We start from the raw sequence: 20,252 nt of genomic DNA, 5'->3' as shown, positions 1-20,252 counted from the left end.
CTGTTTAATCCTCGCCGCCTAATAATTTTCCTGCCACGGCCCAATTTTCGTCAGGAAGTTCATCAAAACTAATGTAAGTGTAGGATTTCGGTTTATTCGCGACGCGCTCCAGCGTATCGGTTAATTCAGTGGCAATCTGCTGCTTTTGCTCGCGGGTTAATGTACCGGCGACACGGATATTGACATAAGGCATAAAATTCTCCTGGTAAGTGATCGGATCATAATTTGATATCGGTAATAATTTGTGCAAACACCTGGGCAAACATCTCTGCAGTCAGGCGTTTGGTCTGTGTATTGTAGCGACTGCAATGATAGCTGTCATAAAGTCGCAAGCCGTTGCCCGATAATGACGACACTGCATGTACCGCACCGTGGGCAAACGGATAATCTTTCGCTTTTAGCTGCAAGCTCATCAAAACGGCTTGATGCGCCACCGTACCGAGCGCCAGCACAGCAATACCGCCACTTTTGATAAACTGATTGATTTCAATCAACAGATATTGATTACACTGCTTGATTTCCTGCGGGATCGGCTTATTTTCCGGTGGCAGGCACTTCACCGCATTGGTAATACGACAACCCATTAATCGTAATCCATCGTCCGCTGAAATCGAGTCATTCCGGGAAGCCAAACCGAATCGATGCAAAGTCTGATACAACAAGATCCCCGCGTAATCTCCGGTGAACGGCCGTCCGGTGCGGTTCGCGCCATGCATACCAGGCGCCAGCCCTACAATTAGAAGCTTCGGCATGGCTTCGCCAAACGCAATCACCGGACGCGCATGATAATCCGGATGCTGATCCTTCACTGCTTGCAAGAAACCGGACAAACGTGGACATTGCCGACAACTGAGAATAGCCTGATCAAAGGCGTGCGATGAGACATCCGTCATGATGAGAAAATACTAAAAGCAAAAATGATATTGTATGCGCACCGGATTAATCGAGGATTAAATTTTTGCTGATTCGGTTCAATTTTATCATTGACGAGAAATTGACGTTTCCAGCCTAAGAAGGTATAGTGTCGCCTTTTCCGGGGTGTAGCGTAGCCTGGTAGCGCGCCTGGTTTGGGACCAGGATGTCGGGAGTTCAAATCTCTCCACCCCGACCAATTAAACCCTGATATTTAGAGCAACCCGACTTGGTGCCCGTAGCTCAATCGGATAGAGCACCAGCCTTCTAAGCTGGGGGTTACAGGTTCGATTCCTGTCGGGCACGCCATAAATATTTCTTTACCATGTGGTTTGAATTTGCCTTTAAGTTAGCGCAGAATAACCACAGCATGTCTTTCTATGGTGGCTGTAGCTCAGCTGGTAGAGTCCCGGATTGTGATTCCGGTTGTCGTGGGTTCGAGTCCCATCAGCCACCCCAAGATATCACTCAGTCAGATTAAGAACAAAGAATTTTGCAAAATGGAAACAAAATTTTGTAAGATGAATCGAGCGGTATTATTTTCTTAATTGTAATTTAATGAACAATAGACACATGATTCAATGGCTACTGAAGGTAGCGTTTCTTTTTATTGTGCTGACATCGATAATCGCTATAGGGAAAGCACTTAAATCCGATAACGACCTGGAAAACAGAATATTTTCCAAGTCATTCAACCCCGCACATCCGCTCCCGGACAATCATTTCACGAGCAAGAAACATTTCCGTCAGAGCTAATGACAATCAGGAGCATCACTCAAAAACAGGTTATTAAGGGTCATAACCATAGGGTATGAATACTAATTACATACCATTAGGGGGGGGTGTCGTTATTTCTTAATATCTGCCAAACTGTTTTAATATTCACGCGTTGATGGGGAATCAGGAGTGTGATGGCGATTTCTTCTATGGCTGCATATATACAAAACAAGGTAGCTATTCTAAAGGGCCAATCTAATATTTCAGCGAAAAGTAAGATATAGCTAATAGTGGTTATAGCTACAGCAAGCTTCACACTCCATGTATGGTAGCTGATTATTGCATGAAACTTGATCAGTCCGATCAGGACAGGTAAAGTAAAACTAAGAATAATGGTAATAAAGTAAAGCCGCTCTCGCAGCATGATATCCGGCCATAATATCCAGGCGCATATCGCCATGGTTGAATAAATAATAAAATCACCCCCGCTATCAAGATGTGATCCTAATGTGGTTGCTTGATTTAATATTCTGGCCAGTAATCCATCAAGCACATCAGTAAATATTGCAAGTAACAATACGCCAAAAAACCAGTAGGTTTGCTGTTTTAATGCAAAATAAAACATTACCGGCGCTAATAGTATCCGGATTACGCTGATCAAGTTAGGCAGATTGACTATCTGTTCTTTAGTTCGTTCCATAACAATAGCTTACTATTAATCAGCAGGACTTTTGACTACTCTCCAGTGATTAAGAAAGTACGTCATAATCATGTCAATGACAGTAAACGCAAAAACTAAAAATAGAATACCTAATAACGAGAGATCAAAAATCTGCATCATCATCAGTGCAGGAATAAGCGATTCCGGGATTTGATCAAGTAATGGCGCTTTGCTGCTTGGCTCCATTCCCAATCGGCGCTTGATGAAACTGGAGAATAAATCCCCTGAAATTGTACCCATAGCGATTAGAATGCCTACCTCCGCAGTGTAGCCAAATATCAAGGCGACAATAGGCAATATCAGCAGCGTAGCAAGAATACCTCGCCAAGTTTTTGAGGCACCCAATACCGGATTACCATCTGCCATTTTGGCATCAAAATCAACTGCGACATTCCACTGATCATTAAGTAGTATTCGCGCCAATATTGGCGCCCCATTTGCTATTATAATCAGCAATAGTAGTTGAAGTGACTCGATAGTCATTGATAGCTCATGTAATCGATTATGCCGAGCTATTTTCGACTCATGAAAAGCCTAAAAATTCAGGAATCGTATGGGTGATATATCACTAAAAGTTTTAACCTATAATATTCACAAAGGATTCAGTGCAACGAATTTGCGTTTCATCCTACATGAAATAAAGAATTTCCTACGTCATATTGACGCTGATATCGTTTTTCTGCAGGAGGTACATGGTGAACGTAGAATTTCTAATCAGCGATTTGATAATTGGCCCAATACTCAGCAGTTTGAATTTCTTGCCGATCAAGTTTGGCATCACTATGCTTATGGTAAAAATGCCATTTATAATTCCGGGCATCATGGCAATGCAATACTAAGTAAATATCCTATTATTGAATGGGATAACATTAATGTTTCAATGTTACGATCGGCCAGTAGAAGCCTGTTGCATGGAGTTATCAGCATTCCCGAAACCAATCAGAAAATTCATATCATTTGTATTCATTTCGGGTTATTTGGACACGAAAGAAAACGTCAACTTTCAGCATTAGTCAAGCGAATCAGCACCCATGTCTCAACCAATGAACCGTTAATTATTGCAGGCGACTTTAACGATTGGCGGGAACAGGCCGAACACTATTTGCATCGCGACCTGGGTGTTAAAGAAGTATTTAAAATTACCCGTGGGGCATACGCACGCACTTTCCCAGCCTGGATGCCGGTATTGTCAATGGATCGCATCTATTATCGAGGACTCGATATTATCGACTGCAATCGTCTGCATGGTCAGCCATGGCACCGATTGTCAGATCATATCCCACTTCTTGCCGAGTTTAGGCTCTGATTTTAATGCTTAATGACAGATTCTATTAGATTTTCTTCGTTATTGGATGACAAAGCTGGTTGCACAATCGGAGCAGAGTGCAGCTCTGGCTTATGTTCCAATGCTAAATCAATCACTTGATCTATCCACTTAACAGGGTAAATGGTTAAATTATTTTTTATATTTGAAGGAATCTCAGTTAGATCCTTCACATTCTTGTCAGGAATAATTACCGCTTTTATACCCCCTCGATGCGCTGCCAGCAATTTTTCTTTTAGCCCGCCGATCGGCAGTACCTCACCTCTTAAAGTAATTTCACCTGTCATAGCTATATCAGCACGCACTGCAATATTTGTCAAAACCGATATCATTGCAACACAAATACCAATTCCTGCGCTAGGGCCATCTTTTGGTGTTGCACCTTCTGGTAGATGGATGTGAATATCATTCTTTTGATAAAAATCCTCGGAAATGCCCAACAGATGAGCTCGTGCTCTAACTACAGAAAGAGCCGCTTGAATAGACTCCTGCATCACCTCTCCCAGCTTACCCGTTGTAATGGTTTTCCCTTTTCCAGGCAATACCGCAGCTTCTATGGTTAATAATTCGCCCCCTACTTCTGTCCAAGCCAATCCGGTTACTTGTCCAATTTGATTTTTTTCTTCTGCAACGCCATAGGTATAGCGTCTAACTCCAAGGAATTTATCCAGATTTCGTGATGTCACAGAAATTTTACTTTTTGTTTTTTTAAGTAATAGCGCCTTTACAGCTTTCCGGCAAATTTTTGAAATTTCCCGCTCCATTGCACGCACACCAGCTTCTCTCGTGTAATAGCGCGCAATATCCCGCAACGCAGAATCGGAAACCACCAACTCACTTTCTTTAACACCATGATTCTGCATTTGTTTAGTCAATAAATATTGCATAGCAATATTTAATTTCTCATCCTCCGTATATCCAGATAATTGAATTACTTCCATACGATCCAGCAATGCTGGAGGAATATTTAAGGTATTTGCTGTCGCCACAAACATGACATCTGATAAATCATATTCAACTTCAATATAATGATCCACAAATGTATTATTTTGCTCTGGATCAAGAACTTCCAGTAAAGCCGAAGATGGATCCCCACGAAAATCCATACCCATCTTATCAATCTCGTCAAGTAAAAATAATGGATTCTTAACACCCACTTTACTCATATTATGTAAAATCTTACCCGGCATGGATCCAATATAAGTTCTCCGATGGCCACGAATTTCAGCCTCATCACGCACGCCGCCCAGAGACATCCGCACGAACTTTCTATTCGTTGCATGAGCAATTGATTGACCAAGGGAGGTTTTACCAACACCTGGTGGTCCCACCAAACAAAGAATCGGCGCTTTCATTTTACTCACACGCTGTTGCACAGCCAGATACTCGACGATTCGCTCTTTTACTTTCTCAAGACCATAATGATCTTTCTCAAGAACAGATTCCGCTGATTTTAGGTCGCTATTAATTTTGCTCTTTTTTTTCCATGGTAAGGCAACCAGCGCATCAATATAATTTCGAACAACAGTAGCTTCTGCCGACATAGGAGACATCAAGCGAAGTTTCTTTAATTCTGATTCAGCTTTTACCAGAGCATCTTTAGGCATTTGAGCAGATTTGATTTTTTTCTCAATTTCTTCAATATCTGCGCCATCTTCACCTTCACCCAATTCTTTTTGAATGGCTTTTACCTGCTCATTAAGATAATAATCACGCTGGCTTTTCTCCATTTGCCGCTTTACCCTACCACGAATACGTTTCTCAACTTGTAAAATATCGAGTTCCGTTTCCAGCAATCCCAGTAAATGCTCTAAGCGCTTAGTTACATCAAAAATTTCCAATATCTCTTGTTTTTGTTCAAGTTTTAATGGCAGGTAAGCTGCAATTGTATCGGCTAAACGTCCTGCTTCATCGATACTACTAAGAGAAGTAATTATCTCCGGCGGGATTTTTTTATTAAGTTTCACATATTGATCAAACTGAGCCAAAATAGCACGCCGCATTGCTTCAGCTTCAGAATTATCTGTAGCATCAGGTAATAAGATTTGCGATGCCCTGCCAGTAAAATGAGTTCCAGAATCGATGAATTCTAAAATACGTGCGCGGTGATTGCCTTCCACTAGAACCTTGACAGTTCCGTCCGGTAGTTTCAGCATCTGCAATAAACTAGCGACACTACAAACCTCATATAAATCTTCAGGAACAGGATCATCCTTCGAGGCCATTTTTTGAGCGACAAGCAGAATATTTTTATTTGTCTCCATTGCAAGCTCAAGTGCCTTGATCGATTTTTGCCTCCCTACAAATAATGGAATAACCATATGCGGGAAAACCACCACATCGCGCAATGGCAAGAGTGGCAATATCAATTGCTCAGAGTCTTCAACTAATGAAATCATATCAACTCACAAAAAAAGTTCATAATTAAGAGTATATATATGTGCCGCAAACCAAAATTCAAGTCTGAATAACACTATATTTATTCCTCCTCACCATGAAGAGCATTTTCCATTCAAATTTATAATTTTTATATAACATCTACTTAGAACGTTTCGCAACTTTAGGCTGATCCGAATAAATTAGAATTGGTTTAATATCATCACTAGTGGAATTGTAATCAATAACCACTTTTGTAACATTCTCTAATGAGGGAAGATCATACATAATATCCAGTAATATTTCTTCTAGAATAGAACGCAAGCCGCGGGCGCCCGTCTTACGCGTTAGGGCCTTCTTCGCAATTGCTTTAAGTGCTGGCTCCCGAAATTCAAGATCAACCCCCCCTTCCATATTAAACATTTTCCAATATTGCTTGACAAGCGCATTCTTTGGTTCAGTCAATATTTGAATTAATGCAGCTTCATTTAACTCTTCTAAAGTTGCGACAACTGGCAAACGTCCCACAAACTCCGGTATTAAACCGAACTTGACCAGATCTTCTGGCTCCACTTGCTGTAATACCTTATTTACATCCTTCCCTGAATGACTCTTCACTTCAACACCGAAACCAATCCCACCTTTCTCAGTACGTGCTCTAATTACTCTATCAAGCCCATCAAATGCACCACCACAAATAAACAGAATATTAGTGGTATCCACTTGAATAAATTCTTGGTTAGGATGTTTTCTTCCCCCTTGCGGAGGAACCATGGCAATAGTGCCTTCAATTAGCTTTAAGAGTGCCTGCTGCACTCCTTCCCCTGAAACATCGCGGGTAATGGATGGGTTATCCGATTTACGTGAAATTTTATCAATTTCATCAATATAAACAATGCCTCTTTGAGCTTTTTCTGCGTCGTAATTACATTTTTGGAGTAATTTTTGAATGATGTTCTCAACATCTTCACCAACATAACCTGCTTCCGTTAAAGCAGTAGCATCGGCCATAATAAAAGGTACATCCAAGAGCCGAGCCAGAGTTTGTGCAAGTAATGTTTTGCCAGAACCTGTGGGACCTACCAACAAAATATTACTTTTTGATAGCTCAATATCATCAGTTTCATCTGATCTTGGTATATTTCTTAGACGCTTATAGTGATTATAAACTGCCACAGAAAGGATCTTCTTTGCAGATTCTTGTCCGATGACATACTGATCTAATATTTGGCAAATTTCACGCGGCACAGGCAAGTTTGATTTAACAAGTTTTGTTGCTTCATCGCCTTGCATTTCTTCACGGATTATATCATTGCAAAGATCAATGCATTCATCACAGATAAATACCGAGGGTCCAGCAATGAGTTTTCTTACCTCATGCTGACTCTTGCCGCAAAAAGAACAGTAAAGAAGTTTCTCGCTACTAGCTTTGTCTGGCATATCTTTATCCTACACTAATTGAGTTTGAATACCCGTAATAAAAAACTTGCGTATAAATATTTACTTAATTTGCACCATCATTCCTACTAGATAGAACTGCATCTACCAAACCATAATTTACAGATTCCGTTGCGCTCATAAAATTATCACGATCCGTATCTTTCTCAAGATCGGATACTGGTCGCTCTGTATGTTTAGCCATAATTTCATTTAAACGTGATTTTAGATAAAGTATTTCACGCGCATGTATTTCAATATCCGAAGCTTGACCTTGAAAGCCTCCTAACGGCTGATGAATCATCACTCTCGAATTTGGCAAGCAATAACGTTTACCTTTTGCACCCGCAGTCAATAATAGCGCTCCCATGCTTGCAGCTTGACCAATGCACAGTGTGCTAACATCGGGTTTAATGTATTGCATCGTATCATAAACCGCCAAACCCGCAGAAACCATGCCCCCTGGTGAATTAATATAAAAAAATATATCCTTTTCTGAATTCTCAGATTCTAAAAACAAAAATTGAGCAACGACCAGGTTTGCACTTGCCTCAGTGACGGGGCCAACAAGAAACACAACTCTTTCCTTCAATAAGCGAGAATATATATCATAAGCACGCTCACCCCTACCACTGGTTTCTATAACCATAGGAATTAACCCGAGGTTTTTAGGCTCTATATCACGGATATTATCAAATATTTGTGCCATCTTAAGATATCCCCATCAACTCATCAAATGTAATAGTTTTATTGATTAATTTAACCTGACCAAGCGCCCAATCGACAATATTTTCTTCTAGGGCCAACGATTCAGCTTCCTGTAAACGCTCTGGGGAAGCATAATGCCATTTAACAACCTGTTCAGGGTTCTCATAACTTTGAGCTGCATTTTCTATTATGCTCCGAACATGCGCTGGATTATTTTTAATAGAATGCACTTTGACAAGCTCTGCTAAAATTAATCCCAATTTGACGCGATACTCAGCTTTATCTTTAAATAACTCGGTTTTAAGAGATATTTCATTTGCTTTTATCCCTCGTGCTTCCAGGTCACTCTTAGCATCTTGCAACAATCTCTCCATTTCTTGATTAATCAGAACGATGGGAGCTTCAATTTGAGTAGTTTCCAAAATCGCTCTCATAACCTGTTCTTTAAGTTTTGATCTTGAGCGCTTAGAGATTTCACGCTCGAGATCTTTTTTTATCCCTTCGCGCAACTTCTTTAAATCTCCATCGGGAACACCAAGCGATTTAGCAAACTCTTCATCCACACTTGGTAATATTGGCATTTCCAGTTCATTCATTTTTACTTCAAATGTAACACTCTTTCCAGCAACATCTTTACCATGGTATTCTTGAGGAAAAACAACATCAAAGGATTTGTGATTCCCTACTTTCATACCTATTAAGGAGCTCTCAAAATCCTTAAGAAATTTTCCATCCCCAAGTATTAGCTGAACATCATCGGCTTTTCCGCCTGCAAAATCATCTCCATTGATAACACCATGATAATCAATCTTAACCCGATCACCTTTTATTGCCGCGCGACTAACCGGCTTATAGGTCACGCGCTGTTTACTTATCATGTCGATAGTTTTATCAATGTCGACTTCATCAACTCGCACATCAAGTTGATCGACACTCTGATTACTCAAATCACCCAATATGATCTCGGGGTAAACTTCAAATGTCGCGCTAACGGTGTAAAGTACATCCTGTTCATTGGTTGATTTATTTTCAAAGCGGGGATACCCAGCAATTTTTAGATTATTTTCCTTAACGGTATCTGTGAATTCTTTGTGAATTGCATCATTGATTACATCCTGCTGTACTTGTACACCATACATTTGCTTAACTAGTGTAAGCGGAACCTTTCCAGGACGAAAACCATGAAACTTGGTTGTCTTTGCTAGCTTCTTTAAGCGAAGATTAATTTCATCTTGCAATTTTTCAAGAGAAATTGAAATATCGAAACGACGTTCTAGTGCGCCGAGATTTTCTACCTTTGATTCCATTAAAAATCCCTGATTGATTAAATTTTCCCAACATACAAATATGTTATTGATTGAGCAACACTTGTAAACAGTAACTCATGTATTAACTTAAATTTGGTGCGAAAGGGGGGACTCGAACCCCCACACCTCTCGGCGCCAGAACCTAAATCTGGTGCGTCTGCCAATTCCGCCACTTTCGCATATCATTTTATTTATTATCGATTATACCTTCTAATCCTGCTAACCGCAGCCTGATCACTCGATTCGTTATAAATTAACACAAGATTGTCTGACCACTTATTTTGTTGCTGTCCAGTCCCATCAAGTATAAATATACCGCCATCAACTCATCAGGTTGACGCATCTTTTGTTTTATTTCACCTGGATGTGTAATCACGCGCTGCGGTGTATTCACTAAGCCAGGTATAACGGTATTAATGCGCAAATTTGACATCTGACTCCATTCATCAGCCTGTATCTTAACTAATGCTTCCAGACCAGCTTTTGCAACGGCAAAACCACCCCAGTAGGCCGATGGGTTATGCCCCTGCGTGCTTGATGTCATAATGATGCTCGCATCAGGAGAGACTTTCAGTAACGGCAAACATGCCTTTGTTAATGCAAAAGGAGCTATCAAATTGACCTGTAACAGGGCTTGCCAGTGCTCAGTTGTTTGATGTTCTAATGGACTTAAACCGGGCAGATAGGCTGCGTTATGCAAAATTCCATCCAGACGACCGAGTTGCTGCGCAATCGCATGCGCCAGAGCAAAAAAATCCTTTTCTTCAGCACGTTCCAAATCAAGCGGATAAATTAGAGCTTGCGCTTTACCGATAGTTTCTATTTCATCGTAAACACTCTCCAATTTCTTTACCTTACGGCCATGCAAAATAACCGTAGCCCCATGATTCGCATAAGATAGTGCCGCAGCACGCCCTAACCCTTGCCCTGCACCTGTGACAAGAATCACACGGTCTTTCAGAAGATCTTGAGGTGCAGAATAGTTTTCTAATTTATCCATATCCAAAAATTTATCACGAATAAATATTTTTTAAGAAAAATATAACGCCTGATAAATGTCTCTATTTAGTTAACTTGATAGGCATAAAAAAACAGACTTCAATATAAAATTGAAGTCTGTTTAATTCAGAAAGCGGTATAAATAAGGATTTTCCTTACATATCCATGCCACCCATACCGCCCATGCCACCCATGCCACCCATGCCACCCCCGGCTGGTGCATCTTCCTTAGGCAATTCGGCAACCATTGCGTCAGTAGTCAGCATCAAACTTGCAACCGAAGCTGCATTCTGTAAAGCAGAGCGAGTCACTTTGGTTGGATCGAGAACCCCCATTGCTACCAAGTCACCATATTCGCTCGTTGCAGCATTGTAGCCAAAATTTCCTTGGCCTTCAGCCACCTTATTAACCACAACGGACGGCTCATCACCACAATTCGTTACAATTTGACGTAGAGGCTCTTCCAGTGCACGCAAAACAATCTTAATGCCGGCGTCTTGATCATGATTATCACCTTTGGTGCTTTTGACGGCTGAAATGGCACGCAATAAAGCCACACCGCCACCTGGAATAACACCTTCTTCCACGGCAGCACGTGTTGCATGTAATGCATCTTCAACCCGAGCTTTTTTCTCTTTCATTTCAACTTCTGTAGCAGCACCCACTTTAATTAGCGCCACACCACCGGCCAGCTTAGCAACACGTTCCTGCAGTTTTTCTTTGTCGTAATCACTTGTAGCTTCTTCAATTTGTGCACGGATCTGTTTGACACGGCCTTCAATATTGTCGGCATTGCCTGCGCCATCGATAATTGTAGTATTCTCTTTCCCTACTTCAATACGCTTGGCTTGACCGAGATCATTTAATGTAGCTTTCTCCAGCGTCAAACCAACTTCTTCAGCAATAACTGTGCCGCCAGTTAAAATTGCAATGTCTTCAAGCATCGCTTTACGGCGATCACCAAAACCAGGCGCTTTAACCGCACAAGTTTTGAGAATACCCCGTATATTGTTCACAACCAATGTAGCAAGCGCTTCACCATCAACATCTTCAGCGATAATCAGTAACGGCTTACCCGCTTTCGCAACCTGTTCCAATATCGGTAATAAATCACGAATATTAGAAATTTTCTTATCATGCAGCAAAATATATGGACTATCTAGCAGCGCAATTTGTTTTTCCGCGCTACTTACAAAATAAGGCGACAGATAACCACGATCAAACTGCATACCTTCAACAACTTCTAATTCATTCTGCAATCCTGATCCATCTTCAACTGTAATTACACCTTCCTTACCCACTTTATCCATTGCATCCGCAATGATCTTGCCAATTTCATTATCAGAATTTGCAGAAATACTTCCAACTTGCGCTATTTCCTTTGCAGTCGCACATGGTTTTGACAATTTCTTTAATTCGCCGACCGCTGTGGTTACTGCTTTATCAATTCCGCGCTTGAGATCCATCGGATTCATACCAGCCGCTACATATTTCATACCTTCTTTTACGATCGCTTGCGCCAACACGGTTGCAGTGGTTGTCCCATCGCCGGCCACATCAGATGTTTTGCTAGCCACTTCTTTTAACATCTGCGCGCCCATATTTTCAAATTTATCTTTCAATTCAATTTCTTTAGCGACAGATACACCATCCTTAGTGATAGTGGGCGCACCATAGGAACGATCCAGAACTACATTCCGTCCCTTAGGTCCTAATGTCACTTTTACCGCATCGGCTAAAATATTTACACCGGCTACCATTCTATGGCGCGCTGAATCACCAAACTTCACTTCTTTTGCTGACATATTCTTCTCCTAATCTCTCAATACATTATTTTTGCGTGGCATCGAACTACGAGTTAACCTTCAATTACACCCATAATATCTTCTTCGCGCATGACTAAAAGTTCTTCGCCTTGAACCTTGACGGATTGTCCAGCATATTTACCAAATAATACTTTATCGCCTACTTTCACTTCCAACGGACGGATTTTTCCATCATCCCCTACTTTCCCTTTGCCTATAGCCAGAATCTCGCCTTGATCTGGTTTTTCTGCCGCGCTATCAGGAATAACAATACCTGAAGCTGTTTTACGTTCATCTTCCAATCGCTTTACGATAACACGATCATGTAAAGGACGAATTTTCATGCTGTTGTCTCCTTTGAAAATTAATAAGCTGATATATACACATCATTTTTTAACACTACGAAAAAGTCAAGGTTCTAATATTAGGATTATTAGCACTCCGTAACAACGAGTGCTAATAGTAGGGTTTGTAGCTCAGAATTTCAAGAGCACACAATAATAAAATTATTTAATTTTATATAACACTATGAATAAAAAAATGAAATAAATCTGGAACAAAAACGAAACAAATGCGAAATTAATTGTTAAGCTGTAAGAATTTTTAGGGTCTGTCATCGTTTCAAGAATAGGTATTTAGAAACAACCACTTGCAATCGTAAGAATAAATCATAACCCACTGATACAGCAAGCATTTTTATCAAATGTCAACAGATCCTAAGGTAAAAGGGAATGGCAAAAAGAAATTTTTCAAATTACTCTCAGATCAGGCACTTTTCGACGTTTCCTTACAAGGCTTGGATTTTGTTGGATACAACCCAGATCATAACCTAGATGAAGATTCCTGGTTCAAGATTGAACAGTTCAGCTTGCAGCCCTATTGCATTGATTTGCTAAAAAGAGACTTTGTGTCTTCGGAATACGATGATCTCACTAAAAAACAATTTCCAGGCATTGCCTATTTGTGTGCCGTTCAGGGAAGTCATTACTATTTCCAGAAAATCACTCCATCACTGTTTGTAACCAAAAGAATGATCGCATTTGGTGAGATAGCAGAGCTGGAAAACGATGGTGGGCGAATAGCAGTCAATGCAATGCCTGACGCGATTTACCAAAAGGACGCCGATACGCTTTTATTCCGGAATCTGGCGGCGATATCCAGTATATTTGCTGGAATCGACGGACTATACAAGGAAGCAACAAAAGAGGAAGTAGAAGCATTCCTTGATAATTCATTTGTTGAATTATCAAACGGCTATGGCGTTGAAAAAGTATCCAAACCGAATCGCAAACGAGTGGCGTTAGCTATGAGTACACTTGCTGAAATGCCAGATGCAGATCGGAATCAGATGCTGTTATATATCCATAGCTATTGTGAAGAGCAACTTAAATTCGATGCCGATAATAAAAAATTTGAGATTACATCTGATACAAAATTGAAGTCTTTGCTTTACGGTATCGAACAGTGCTTCTATACCACGCTGATTGGAAAGGAAAAACGTCTGGAAAACTCTGTTCAACTTCTAGGTTAAGTTTTTGCATTGCTTTTGTGCATTTGACATCGCTAATGATGGTATGTTTGAATACCGTTACATATTTCAATATGGAGCAATTCAAACATGTCAAATCGAGGCGGAAAACGAGAAAATGCGGGCAGGCCGCGCGGTCAGGGTAAGTTTGGCGAATCAACAGTTACAATGCGCATACCGCAAAGTCAAACGGCAACAATCAAAAGCTTGCTGGAAGCTTTGCAACACAAGAAATCGAATGATGCTCCGAGTGAAAATACACTTCCAGAGGAAGAAGTGGATGAGTTTTTCACTCCCGTCATTAGTGAACAACCAACGTTGCTGCCGTTATTTGCTACCAAGGTCGCGGCAGGTTTTCCTAGTCCGGCCGATGATCATGTCGAGAAACGACTTGATGTCAGTGAATTCCTGATCGATCACGCAGCATCGACGTTCTTTGTCACAATCCGCGGAGAATCGATGATTGATGTGGGGTTGTTGCCGGACGATAAAGTGGTCGTGGATCGCTGCAAAACACCCAGCCACGGAGATATCGTATTAGCGGTGGTTGATCGGGAATTTACGATTAAAATCCTAGATTATGGTGCAAATAAAATGCCACGGCTGATGCCAGCCAATTCGACGGGTGCTTACCGGCCCATTTACATTCGCCCCGATACGCAGTTTGAGATATTTGGCGTCGTGACAGGATCATTCCGCCGCTTTAAATGAGTACGTTGTTGCCGTGCTATGTGTTGCTGGATCTGGAAACAACCGGCGTCACTCCAACCCAGGATCGTATCACTGAAATTGGCTTGATCCGCTATGAGAATGGCGTTGAAACCGGCCGCTGGAATACACTCATCAACCCGGGCATCAATATTCCACCTTTCATCCAGCGGCTGACGGGGATCACTCAGGACATGGTCGATCATGCCCCTACTTTTTCTCAGGTGTATGAAACACTGCTGCAATGGCTCGATCAAGCGGTATTGTGCGCGCACAATGTGCGATTCGATTATGGTTTTCTCAAAAATGAATTCAAGCGCATCGGTGTTACCTTCCAAAAAAAACTACTGTGCACGGTCAAGCTCTCCAGGAAACTTTATCCGCAACATCATTCGCATAGTCTCAATGCCATTATCGAAAGATTCCGGTTGATCTGTGATCAGCGTCACCGCGCTATGGGCGATACCGAAATGATAGCTGCACTCATTGATGCCGCCATGCTCGAACTGGGAGAAGCAACGATTCAGGAAATGGCGCTGATCCTCCTGAAACAACAAGCGATTCCGGTAGACCTCGATCACCTGGATATCGATACCCTTCCGACAACCTGCGGTGTTTATTTATTTCATGGCGATAGCGCAGTGCTGTATGTCGGCAAAAGTGTTTCCTTGCGATCCCGCGTATTCAACCACTTTCAAGGTGATCATCGCTCGACCAAGGAAATGCGTATCGCACAGGAAATCAAGCAAGTCGAACACCGTATTACCGGCGGAGAACTGGGTGCATTATTATTGGAATCGCGATTGATCAAGGATCATCAGCCTATTCATAATCGGCAACTCAGGCGCGAGCGACAACTCTGTGCCTGGCAAGTATCAAGTGACCCCAATAGCAAACCCCTGGTGACTTTGATCAATGACAGCGACATCGATTGGCGTACAGCAAACAATATCTATGGTACTTTTAAAACCAAACGGCAGGCTGTGGAGGTTTTAAGCAAGCTGGCCGACGAGTACGGGCTGTGCGATAAGGCGTTGGGGCTGGAGAAAGGTGCCGGTGTGTGTTTTGCGCATCAATTAAAACACTGCAAAGGCTTGTGCGCGGGCCTGGAATCCACTGAGTCACACTGGTTACGTCTTCTCACGGCTTTAAGCCAATATCGGCTGCTGACATGGCCATATGCAGGACGCATTGGAATCAAGGAGCACAACCCGGAATATGGCATTACGGAAATACACGTCTTTGACCAATGGTGCCATCTGGGTACTGTCAAGGACTACCAGGAATTAGATGAATTATCGGCATGGCCCCGTTTTGATCGTGATACGTATCGTTATCTGCTGAAATTTCTACATCGGAAAAACGTGGAGATCATTGCACTGCATGGATAAGAATACCCGCTCCATCGCCTTGATCGATGTAAACAACTTCTATGTGAGCTGTGAGCGGGTATTCAATCCCAAACTGGAAGACAAACCTGTTGTCGTATTATCCAACAATGACGGTTGCGCAGTCGCAAGGAGCAATGAAGCTAAGGCACTAGGCGTCAGAATGGGGCAGCCGTGGTTTCAACTGAAAGACTTGGCCAGAAGACATGGAATCATCGCCTATTCATCCAACTATGCCCTGTATGCCGACATGAGCAATCGCGTCATGAGTATTCTGAGAATGTTCAGTCCCGATCAAGAAATTTATTCCATTGATGAATGTTTTCTCGATCTCACGGGGTTTAAAACAAAAAATCTGGTTCGTTATAGTCAGCAGATCCGTCAAAGGATCAAACAATGGACTGGATTGCCGGTATGTGTCGGCATAGGTTCCACCAAAACACTGGCCAAGCTTGCCAACCATATGGCTAAAAAGAACCCTGAGTGGAATGGTGTTTGTGATTTCAATAGCTTATCTTTTCAACAGCAAGCGGATTGGTTTCAACGCACTGGAGCAGGTGAAATCTGGAGTATTGGCAAACGGCTAGCACCCAAACTGCAGGAACTCGGTATTAAAACCGTGCTGGATCTCAAAACAGCATCGCCCTCGCAAATGCGCGCCTGCTTCTCGGTGGTAATGGAAAAAACCATTCGGGAGATTAATGGTACTGCTTGTATTGAACTGGAAGAAATCAATCCGTCGCGAAAACAGATCGTCAGTTCCCGCTCGTTTGGAATTCCTATATCCGATCTGGCCAGCCTGGAAGAATCCGTTACTCTCTACATCAGCCGCGCAGCAGAGAAACTGCGAAGGCAGCAATCGTATGCCGGATCGGTGCATGTTAGTATCCGCACCAGTCGGTTCAATGAAAATGTACCGTATTATGCCAACAGTATGACGATTGCGCTGCCAAGGCAAACAGATAATACGATATTACTAACCAAGGCTGCGCTCTGGGGATTACGCAAAATTTACCGCCGGGGCCACAAATATCAGAAAGCGGGCGTAAGATTGTTTGATTTAAGCGTACCGAGTCAATACCGTCAGCTGGATCTTTTAGGCACTCTATCGGTAACAGATACAAAATCCAGCAAATTGATGAGTGTCATGGATCAAATTAATTCTCGTATGGGGCGGGGTACCCTCAAAATCGCATCTGAAGGTTTCAACCAACCGTGGAAAATGAAGCAAGGAAACAAAAGCCCCAGCTATACAACGAACTGGAATGAGCTAATTTGTGTTACGAAATGATTGGCAAAACGAAAAAGTATTAAAAGAAGCGGGTTCTTTTCGATCAATGCTAAACGCTTAAATTAGTTGAATGAATCAAAACTTTTTTAATGGGATTATTGATAGTAATTTATATATGAATCCTTAAAAATAGTACCCAGCGCTAGATTCTTGGCGGCGTTGGGAAAACACCCACGCCTTCGGTGCCAACCTGCCGGATGAAGATCCGGACGGCAACAGCCAATTATTTGAATACCATCCCAGATTCCCAGGACAGTATTTTGATAAGGAAACCAATCTGCATTACAACTATTTCCGATATTATGAGCCTGAGACGGGGAGATACATCAGTCCTGATCCGATTGGGTTGGCGGGAGGAATCAATACATATGGTTATGTGAGTGGAAATGCATTATCGCGAATTGATTTATTAGGACTTGCTGAGTATAGCAAAATAGACTTGTTAAACATTACAAGTCATCTAAAATGGGTATTTGCACTAAATTATCCAGGTGAAAATTTTATTACCTCAAGAAATGCTGGTCCAGAGCGAGACATGCTTACAAGATTGATGCTAGGAAAAGATGATCCACATGATATTGCTTTTTTCCGCCACGAGCGTGCTGAAGCAAATTACTGCAAGCCCTATTACAACATTGATTCAGAAATTGCACGACGAGTTCAAGAAGAGGCGCATTTAAAAGTACTTAGGGATCAACAAACAACATCTAGAGATTTATATCATCCTGATGTTATTAAAAATTATCCTGATTTATTTAATAAATCTTTCTTTAAGTAGAACTAACAAATTGAGCAGAGTACATCTTTCATTTATAAATATTGGAATCACTGATAGTTATGTGAACTACCGCATTGTAACTCCGGATTTTAATGACGAGGGAACACTAGAAGAAATTGGTCAGATTAAAATTGATCGAATTCTTCACACTTATGAATTCACGCCAACTAATATCTGGATCAACTATCACTTTATACCACCTTGGGTTTTTGGCCGTAGTATTGACGAACAACAGCAACTTTTAGATACTAAATTTAAAGGGTATGAAGCAGGTGGCTGGACTGCTAGTATTCATCGACGGGTTATAGAAATGATTGAAAATAATCGATTCCCTCAATGATGCCAACTTATTGATTGAACTTTGGTTATAGTTAGAATCTATATCATTTAATAATCTGCAGTGTGTCGACAAGAGCAGTGTTGCAATATCAAACTTGAAATAATGTCCGCTCCGATAGGGAGAGCAACAGGGTATTTCCGCGCCGTATTTTCGCCTCAATCATGTTACACATTTACAAAATTTAGGGCGCATATTGGCACTAAAAATACGGCAATTCCCCCTAAAAGTAGGGCACGCCCTACTGCTTTGGGTGTCGATTCTGGAAAAGTAGGGCAGCTACAAACCAATAGTCATAACGATTTCAGCGATTCCGCCCCACTCGCCCCACTTGCCCCACTCAAAAAACAGGGGTAGGACTAGAGCAAGAAAATCATGATGCAAAAATCAAATGGATTTTCCAAATAACGGAATGACATCTGCACCTTTTTCTATTGCTTCTAAATGGTCACTCCACCATGTCATGATTCTTTTCCGTTCCGGTAAATATTCAGCCCGGTTATATGCACCCCGTACTTCATTCTTTTCACCGTGTGCCAATTGACGCTCAATGGCATCGGGACTAAATAACCCGGATTCATTCAATGCAGTGGATGCGACAGCCCGGAAACCATGCCCGGTCATTTTGCCTTTATATCCTAAACGGTAAAGTGCAAAAAGTAATGTGTTATTGCTGATGGGTTTGTTAGGATTGCGTCCGGGTAACAGGTAACGACTATCACCGGCGATGGTTTTTAATTCAGTCAGTATGCTCAATGCCTGGCGGGTGAGGGGTACTACATGTTCGTTCCTCATCTTCATTCGTTCACTGGGAACAATCCATAGCGCATTATTTAAATCAAACTCTGCCCACAATGCCCTAATCAGTTCGTTGGTGCGCACAAAGGTTAAAGCCAGCAATTGCAATGCAAGCTGTGTTTGCTTATCCCCTATCTTTTCATAGGTAGCTATTGCTCGTAATAAATTTGGTAACTCTTCAGGTTTGACAGCCGCCTGATTCTTTTTCTTGTGTGGCGTAAGTGCGCCCCTCAAATCAGCAGTAGGATCACGACTACAACGACCCGTTGCCACGCCATAGCGAAATACCTGACCACACATCCCAAGCACTCTATGCGCCAGGTCATAAGAGCCACGATGTTCAATGATACGGATCATGTTGAGTAATTGCGGGGCATCGATCTGACTGATTGGGTACAAACCAATATAGGGGAACACATTCCCTTCGAGTCTGCGTAAAACATCTTTACTATGACTTGGTACCCATGTATGGGTTTGTTTTGTATACCACTCACGGGCAACAGCTTCAAAGCTATTGGTTGTGGCTTCCTTTGCTTTTTGCTTATTGATTTGACGATCAATTGAAGGATCAATATTACTGGATAGTTTTATTCGTTCAGCTTGTGCTAGCTGCCGGGCTTGCTTTAGTCCTACTACAGGATAAACACCCAGCGATAAGGATTTTTCCTTGCCATGAATTTTATAGCGCAACCGCCAATACTTGCGGCCATCTTCATATATCCATAGGTAAAGCCCTTGACCATCATGGAGTTTAAGTATTTTCTTACCATTAACTACAGCATTCTTGCATGCCAAGTCTGTCAGTAATTCTTTAATAGCCATAGTGTGGTAACTTTTGATGTGGTAAAAATAGTTACCACGCAACTTACCACATTTTTTTACTGGCTTCTAGCGGATTATTCTGGATTGCTATGGAATTGAAGTTCTTGTAAAACAGCTTGTTTATTTTGTTTCGTAGATTGCTTTGGACTGGTACGGAAGTGTAAATGGCGGAGGCGGTGAGATTCGAACTCACGGTAGAGTCACCCCTACGGCAGTTTTCAAGACTGCTGCCTTAAACCGCTCGGCCACGCCTCCTCTATAAAACCTGCAGGCCGAATCATACCTTTTAGAGCTCT

At 41.8% G+C, this 20,252-nt stretch carries 19 protein-coding genes and 5 tRNA genes; 10 read left to right on the top strand and 14 right to left on the bottom strand.

Going from position 1 to position 20,252, the window contains the following annotated elements; all coding sequences use genetic code 11:
* Nucleotides 1-4: 4 nt before the first annotated feature.
* On the bottom strand, nt 5-193 hold the full coding sequence (locus CPG39_RS12775; RefSeq protein WP_013648300.1) for a tautomerase family protein: 189 nt from the start codon (nt 191-193) through the stop codon (nt 5-7).
* A 25-nt stretch (nt 194-218) separates the two neighbouring features.
* The gene (locus CPG39_RS12770) at nt 219-893 is read right to left on the bottom strand and encodes a uracil-DNA glycosylase (protein WP_096293954.1); all 675 of its coding nucleotides are present in this window, start codon (nt 891-893) and stop codon (nt 219-221) included.
* Nucleotides 894-1,034: 141 nt separating this feature from the next.
* Here CPG39_RS12770 and CPG39_RS12765 point away from each other — a divergent pair.
* From CPG39_RS12765 to CPG39_RS12755, 3 genes are all read left to right on the top strand, one after another.
* Nucleotides 1,035-1,111, top strand: a tRNA-Pro gene (locus tag CPG39_RS12765).
* A gap of 33 nt (nt 1,112-1,144) precedes the next feature.
* Nucleotides 1,145-1,221: transfer RNA gene (locus CPG39_RS12760), tRNA-Arg, on the top strand.
* A gap of 74 nt (nt 1,222-1,295) precedes the next feature.
* Nucleotides 1,296-1,371, top strand: a tRNA-His gene (locus tag CPG39_RS12755).
* A 373-nt stretch (nt 1,372-1,744) separates the two neighbouring features.
* Here CPG39_RS12755 and CPG39_RS12745 read toward each other — a convergent pair.
* Together CPG39_RS12745 and CPG39_RS12740 are read right to left on the bottom strand one after the other, a co-directional pair.
* Entirely contained in the window at nt 1,745-2,329 is a 585-nt protein-coding gene (locus CPG39_RS12745; RefSeq protein WP_096293952.1) for a CDP-alcohol phosphatidyltransferase family protein, read from the bottom strand.
* A 15-nt stretch (nt 2,330-2,344) separates the two neighbouring features.
* Nucleotides 2,345-2,833, bottom strand: a complete 489-nt coding sequence (locus tag CPG39_RS12740; protein WP_096293951.1) for a CDP-archaeol synthase — start codon at nt 2,831-2,833, stop codon at nt 2,345-2,347.
* A gap of 70 nt (nt 2,834-2,903) precedes the next feature.
* On the opposite strand from CPG39_RS12740, the gene CPG39_RS12735 reads away from it, so the two are divergent.
* Entirely contained in the window at nt 2,904-3,656 is a 753-nt protein-coding gene (locus tag CPG39_RS12735; RefSeq protein WP_096293950.1) for an endonuclease/exonuclease/phosphatase family protein, read from the top strand.
* Nucleotides 3,657-3,658: 2 nt separating this feature from the next.
* On the opposite strand, the gene lon is transcribed toward CPG39_RS12735, so the two are convergent.
* The 8 genes from lon to CPG39_RS12695 form a co-directional block, all read right to left on the bottom strand.
* Nucleotides 3,659-6,073 (bottom strand): endopeptidase La, encoded by a 2,415-nt coding sequence (gene lon / locus CPG39_RS12730; RefSeq protein ID WP_096293949.1) that lies wholly within the window; start codon nt 6,071-6,073, stop codon nt 3,659-3,661.
* A gap of 139 nt (nt 6,074-6,212) precedes the next feature.
* Nucleotides 6,213-7,490: an ATP-dependent protease ATP-binding subunit ClpX gene (gene clpX, locus CPG39_RS12725; RefSeq protein WP_013648306.1), complete on the bottom strand. Its 1,278-nt coding sequence runs from the start codon at nt 7,488-7,490 to the stop codon at nt 6,213-6,215.
* Between the two features lie 64 nt (nt 7,491-7,554).
* Nucleotides 7,555-8,196, bottom strand: a complete 642-nt coding sequence (clpP, locus tag CPG39_RS12720) for an ATP-dependent Clp endopeptidase proteolytic subunit ClpP (protein WP_096293948.1) — start codon at nt 8,194-8,196, stop codon at nt 7,555-7,557.
* A gap of 1 nt (nt 8,197) precedes the next feature.
* The gene (tig, locus tag CPG39_RS12715) at nt 8,198-9,502 is read right to left on the bottom strand and encodes a trigger factor (protein ID WP_096293947.1); all 1,305 of its coding nucleotides are present in this window, start codon (nt 9,500-9,502) and stop codon (nt 8,198-8,200) included.
* A gap of 94 nt (nt 9,503-9,596) precedes the next feature.
* Nucleotides 9,597-9,681: transfer RNA gene (locus tag CPG39_RS12710), tRNA-Leu, on the bottom strand.
* A gap of 74 nt (nt 9,682-9,755) precedes the next feature.
* Nucleotides 9,756-10,502 (bottom strand): YciK family oxidoreductase, encoded by a 747-nt coding sequence (locus CPG39_RS12705; protein WP_096293946.1) that lies wholly within the window; start codon nt 10,500-10,502, stop codon nt 9,756-9,758.
* A gap of 154 nt (nt 10,503-10,656) precedes the next feature.
* Nucleotides 10,657-12,306, bottom strand: a complete 1,650-nt coding sequence (groL, locus tag CPG39_RS12700; protein ID WP_096293945.1) for a chaperonin GroEL — start codon at nt 12,304-12,306, stop codon at nt 10,657-10,659.
* Between the two features lie 53 nt (nt 12,307-12,359).
* Nucleotides 12,360-12,650 (bottom strand): co-chaperone GroES, encoded by a 291-nt coding sequence (locus tag CPG39_RS12695; protein ID WP_013648311.1) that lies wholly within the window; start codon nt 12,648-12,650, stop codon nt 12,360-12,362.
* 359 nt (nt 12,651-13,009) lie between these two features.
* Here CPG39_RS12695 and CPG39_RS12690 point away from each other — a divergent pair, with 359 nt between their 5' ends.
* From CPG39_RS12690 to CPG39_RS12665, 6 genes are all read left to right on the top strand, one after another.
* The gene (locus CPG39_RS12690; RefSeq protein WP_096293944.1) at nt 13,010-13,837 is read left to right on the top strand and encodes an ATP F0F1 synthase synthase; all 828 of its coding nucleotides are present in this window, start codon (nt 13,010-13,012) and stop codon (nt 13,835-13,837) included.
* An 87-nt stretch (nt 13,838-13,924) separates the two neighbouring features.
* Nucleotides 13,925-14,545: a LexA family protein gene (locus CPG39_RS12685; RefSeq protein ID WP_096293943.1), complete on the top strand. Its 621-nt coding sequence runs from the start codon at nt 13,925-13,927 to the stop codon at nt 14,543-14,545.
* Entirely contained in the window at nt 14,542-15,933 is a 1,392-nt protein-coding gene (locus CPG39_RS12680; protein WP_096293942.1) for an exonuclease domain-containing protein, read from the top strand. Before CPG39_RS12685 ends, CPG39_RS12680 begins: the two co-directional genes overlap by 4 nt.
* Nucleotides 15,926-17,221 (top strand): Y-family DNA polymerase, encoded by a 1,296-nt coding sequence (locus CPG39_RS12675; protein ID WP_096293941.1) that lies wholly within the window; start codon nt 15,926-15,928, stop codon nt 17,219-17,221. The genes CPG39_RS12680 and CPG39_RS12675 overlap by 8 nt, the downstream gene beginning before the upstream one ends.
* A 190-nt stretch (nt 17,222-17,411) precedes the next feature.
* Nucleotides 17,412-17,999: an RHS repeat-associated core domain-containing protein gene (locus tag CPG39_RS12670; RefSeq protein ID WP_096293940.1), complete on the top strand. Its 588-nt coding sequence runs from the start codon at nt 17,412-17,414 to the stop codon at nt 17,997-17,999.
* Between the two features lie 61 nt (nt 18,000-18,060).
* On the top strand, nt 18,061-18,339 hold the full coding sequence (locus CPG39_RS12665; protein WP_145956242.1) for a hypothetical protein: 279 nt from the start codon (nt 18,061-18,063) through the stop codon (nt 18,337-18,339).
* Nucleotides 18,340-18,723: 384 nt separating this feature from the next.
* On the opposite strand, the gene CPG39_RS12660 is transcribed toward CPG39_RS12665, so the two are convergent.
* Both CPG39_RS12660 and CPG39_RS12655 read right to left on the bottom strand, forming a co-directional pair.
* Nucleotides 18,724-19,956 (bottom strand): tyrosine-type recombinase/integrase, encoded by a 1,233-nt coding sequence (locus CPG39_RS12660; RefSeq protein WP_096293938.1) that lies wholly within the window; start codon nt 19,954-19,956, stop codon nt 18,724-18,726.
* Nucleotides 19,957-20,121: 165 nt separating this feature from the next.
* Nucleotides 20,122-20,211: transfer RNA gene (locus CPG39_RS12655), tRNA-Ser, on the bottom strand.
* Nucleotides 20,212-20,252 lie beyond the last annotated feature (41 nt).

This window comes from Nitrosomonas ureae (assembly GCF_900206265.1).
Lineage (GTDB): Bacteria > Pseudomonadota > Gammaproteobacteria > Burkholderiales > Nitrosomonadaceae > Nitrosomonas > Nitrosomonas ureae_C.
The sequence above is the reverse complement of the archived record's forward strand: the minus strand, read 5'-3'. Positions and strand labels throughout refer to the sequence as shown.

Coding starts and splice junctions, on each gene's coding strand:
- CPG39_RS12685 (WP_096293943.1), top strand. CDS start 13,925: ATGTCAAATCGAGGCGGAAAACGAGAAAATGCGGGCAGGCCGCGCGGT.
- lon (WP_096293949.1), bottom strand. CDS start 6,073: ATGATTTCATTAGTTGAAGACTCTGAGCAATTGATATTGCCACTCTTG.
- CPG39_RS12705 (WP_096293946.1), bottom strand. CDS start 10,502: ATGGATAAATTAGAAAACTATTCTGCACCTCAAGATCTTCTGAAAGAC.
- CPG39_RS12695 (WP_013648311.1), bottom strand. CDS start 12,650: ATGAAAATTCGTCCTTTACATGATCGTGTTATCGTAAAGCGATTGGAA.
- CPG39_RS12735 (WP_096293950.1), top strand. CDS start 2,904: ATGGGTGATATATCACTAAAAGTTTTAACCTATAATATTCACAAAGGA.
- CPG39_RS12680 (WP_096293942.1), top strand. CDS start 14,542: ATGAGTACGTTGTTGCCGTGCTATGTGTTGCTGGATCTGGAAACAACC.
- CPG39_RS12675 (WP_096293941.1), top strand. CDS start 15,926: ATGGATAAGAATACCCGCTCCATCGCCTTGATCGATGTAAACAACTTC.
- CPG39_RS12660 (WP_096293938.1), bottom strand. CDS start 19,956: ATGGCTATTAAAGAATTACTGACAGACTTGGCATGCAAGAATGCTGTA.
- CPG39_RS12775 (WP_013648300.1), bottom strand. CDS start 193: ATGCCTTATGTCAATATCCGTGTCGCCGGTACATTAACCCGCGAGCAA.
- CPG39_RS12690 (WP_096293944.1), top strand. CDS start 13,010: ATGTCAACAGATCCTAAGGTAAAAGGGAATGGCAAAAAGAAATTTTTC.
- CPG39_RS12745 (WP_096293952.1), bottom strand. CDS start 2,329: ATGGAACGAACTAAAGAACAGATAGTCAATCTGCCTAACTTGATCAGC.
- groL (WP_096293945.1), bottom strand. CDS start 12,306: ATGTCAGCAAAAGAAGTGAAGTTTGGTGATTCAGCGCGCCATAGAATG.
- clpP (WP_096293948.1), bottom strand. CDS start 8,196: ATGGCACAAATATTTGATAATATCCGTGATATAGAGCCTAAAAACCTC.
- CPG39_RS12740 (WP_096293951.1), bottom strand. CDS start 2,833: ATGACTATCGAGTCACTTCAACTACTATTGCTGATTATAATAGCAAAT.
- clpX (WP_013648306.1), bottom strand. CDS start 7,490: ATGCCAGACAAAGCTAGTAGCGAGAAACTTCTTTACTGTTCTTTTTGC.
- tig (WP_096293947.1), bottom strand. CDS start 9,502: ATGGAATCAAAGGTAGAAAATCTCGGCGCACTAGAACGTCGTTTCGAT.
- CPG39_RS12770 (WP_096293954.1), bottom strand. CDS start 893: ATGACGGATGTCTCATCGCACGCCTTTGATCAGGCTATTCTCAGTTGT.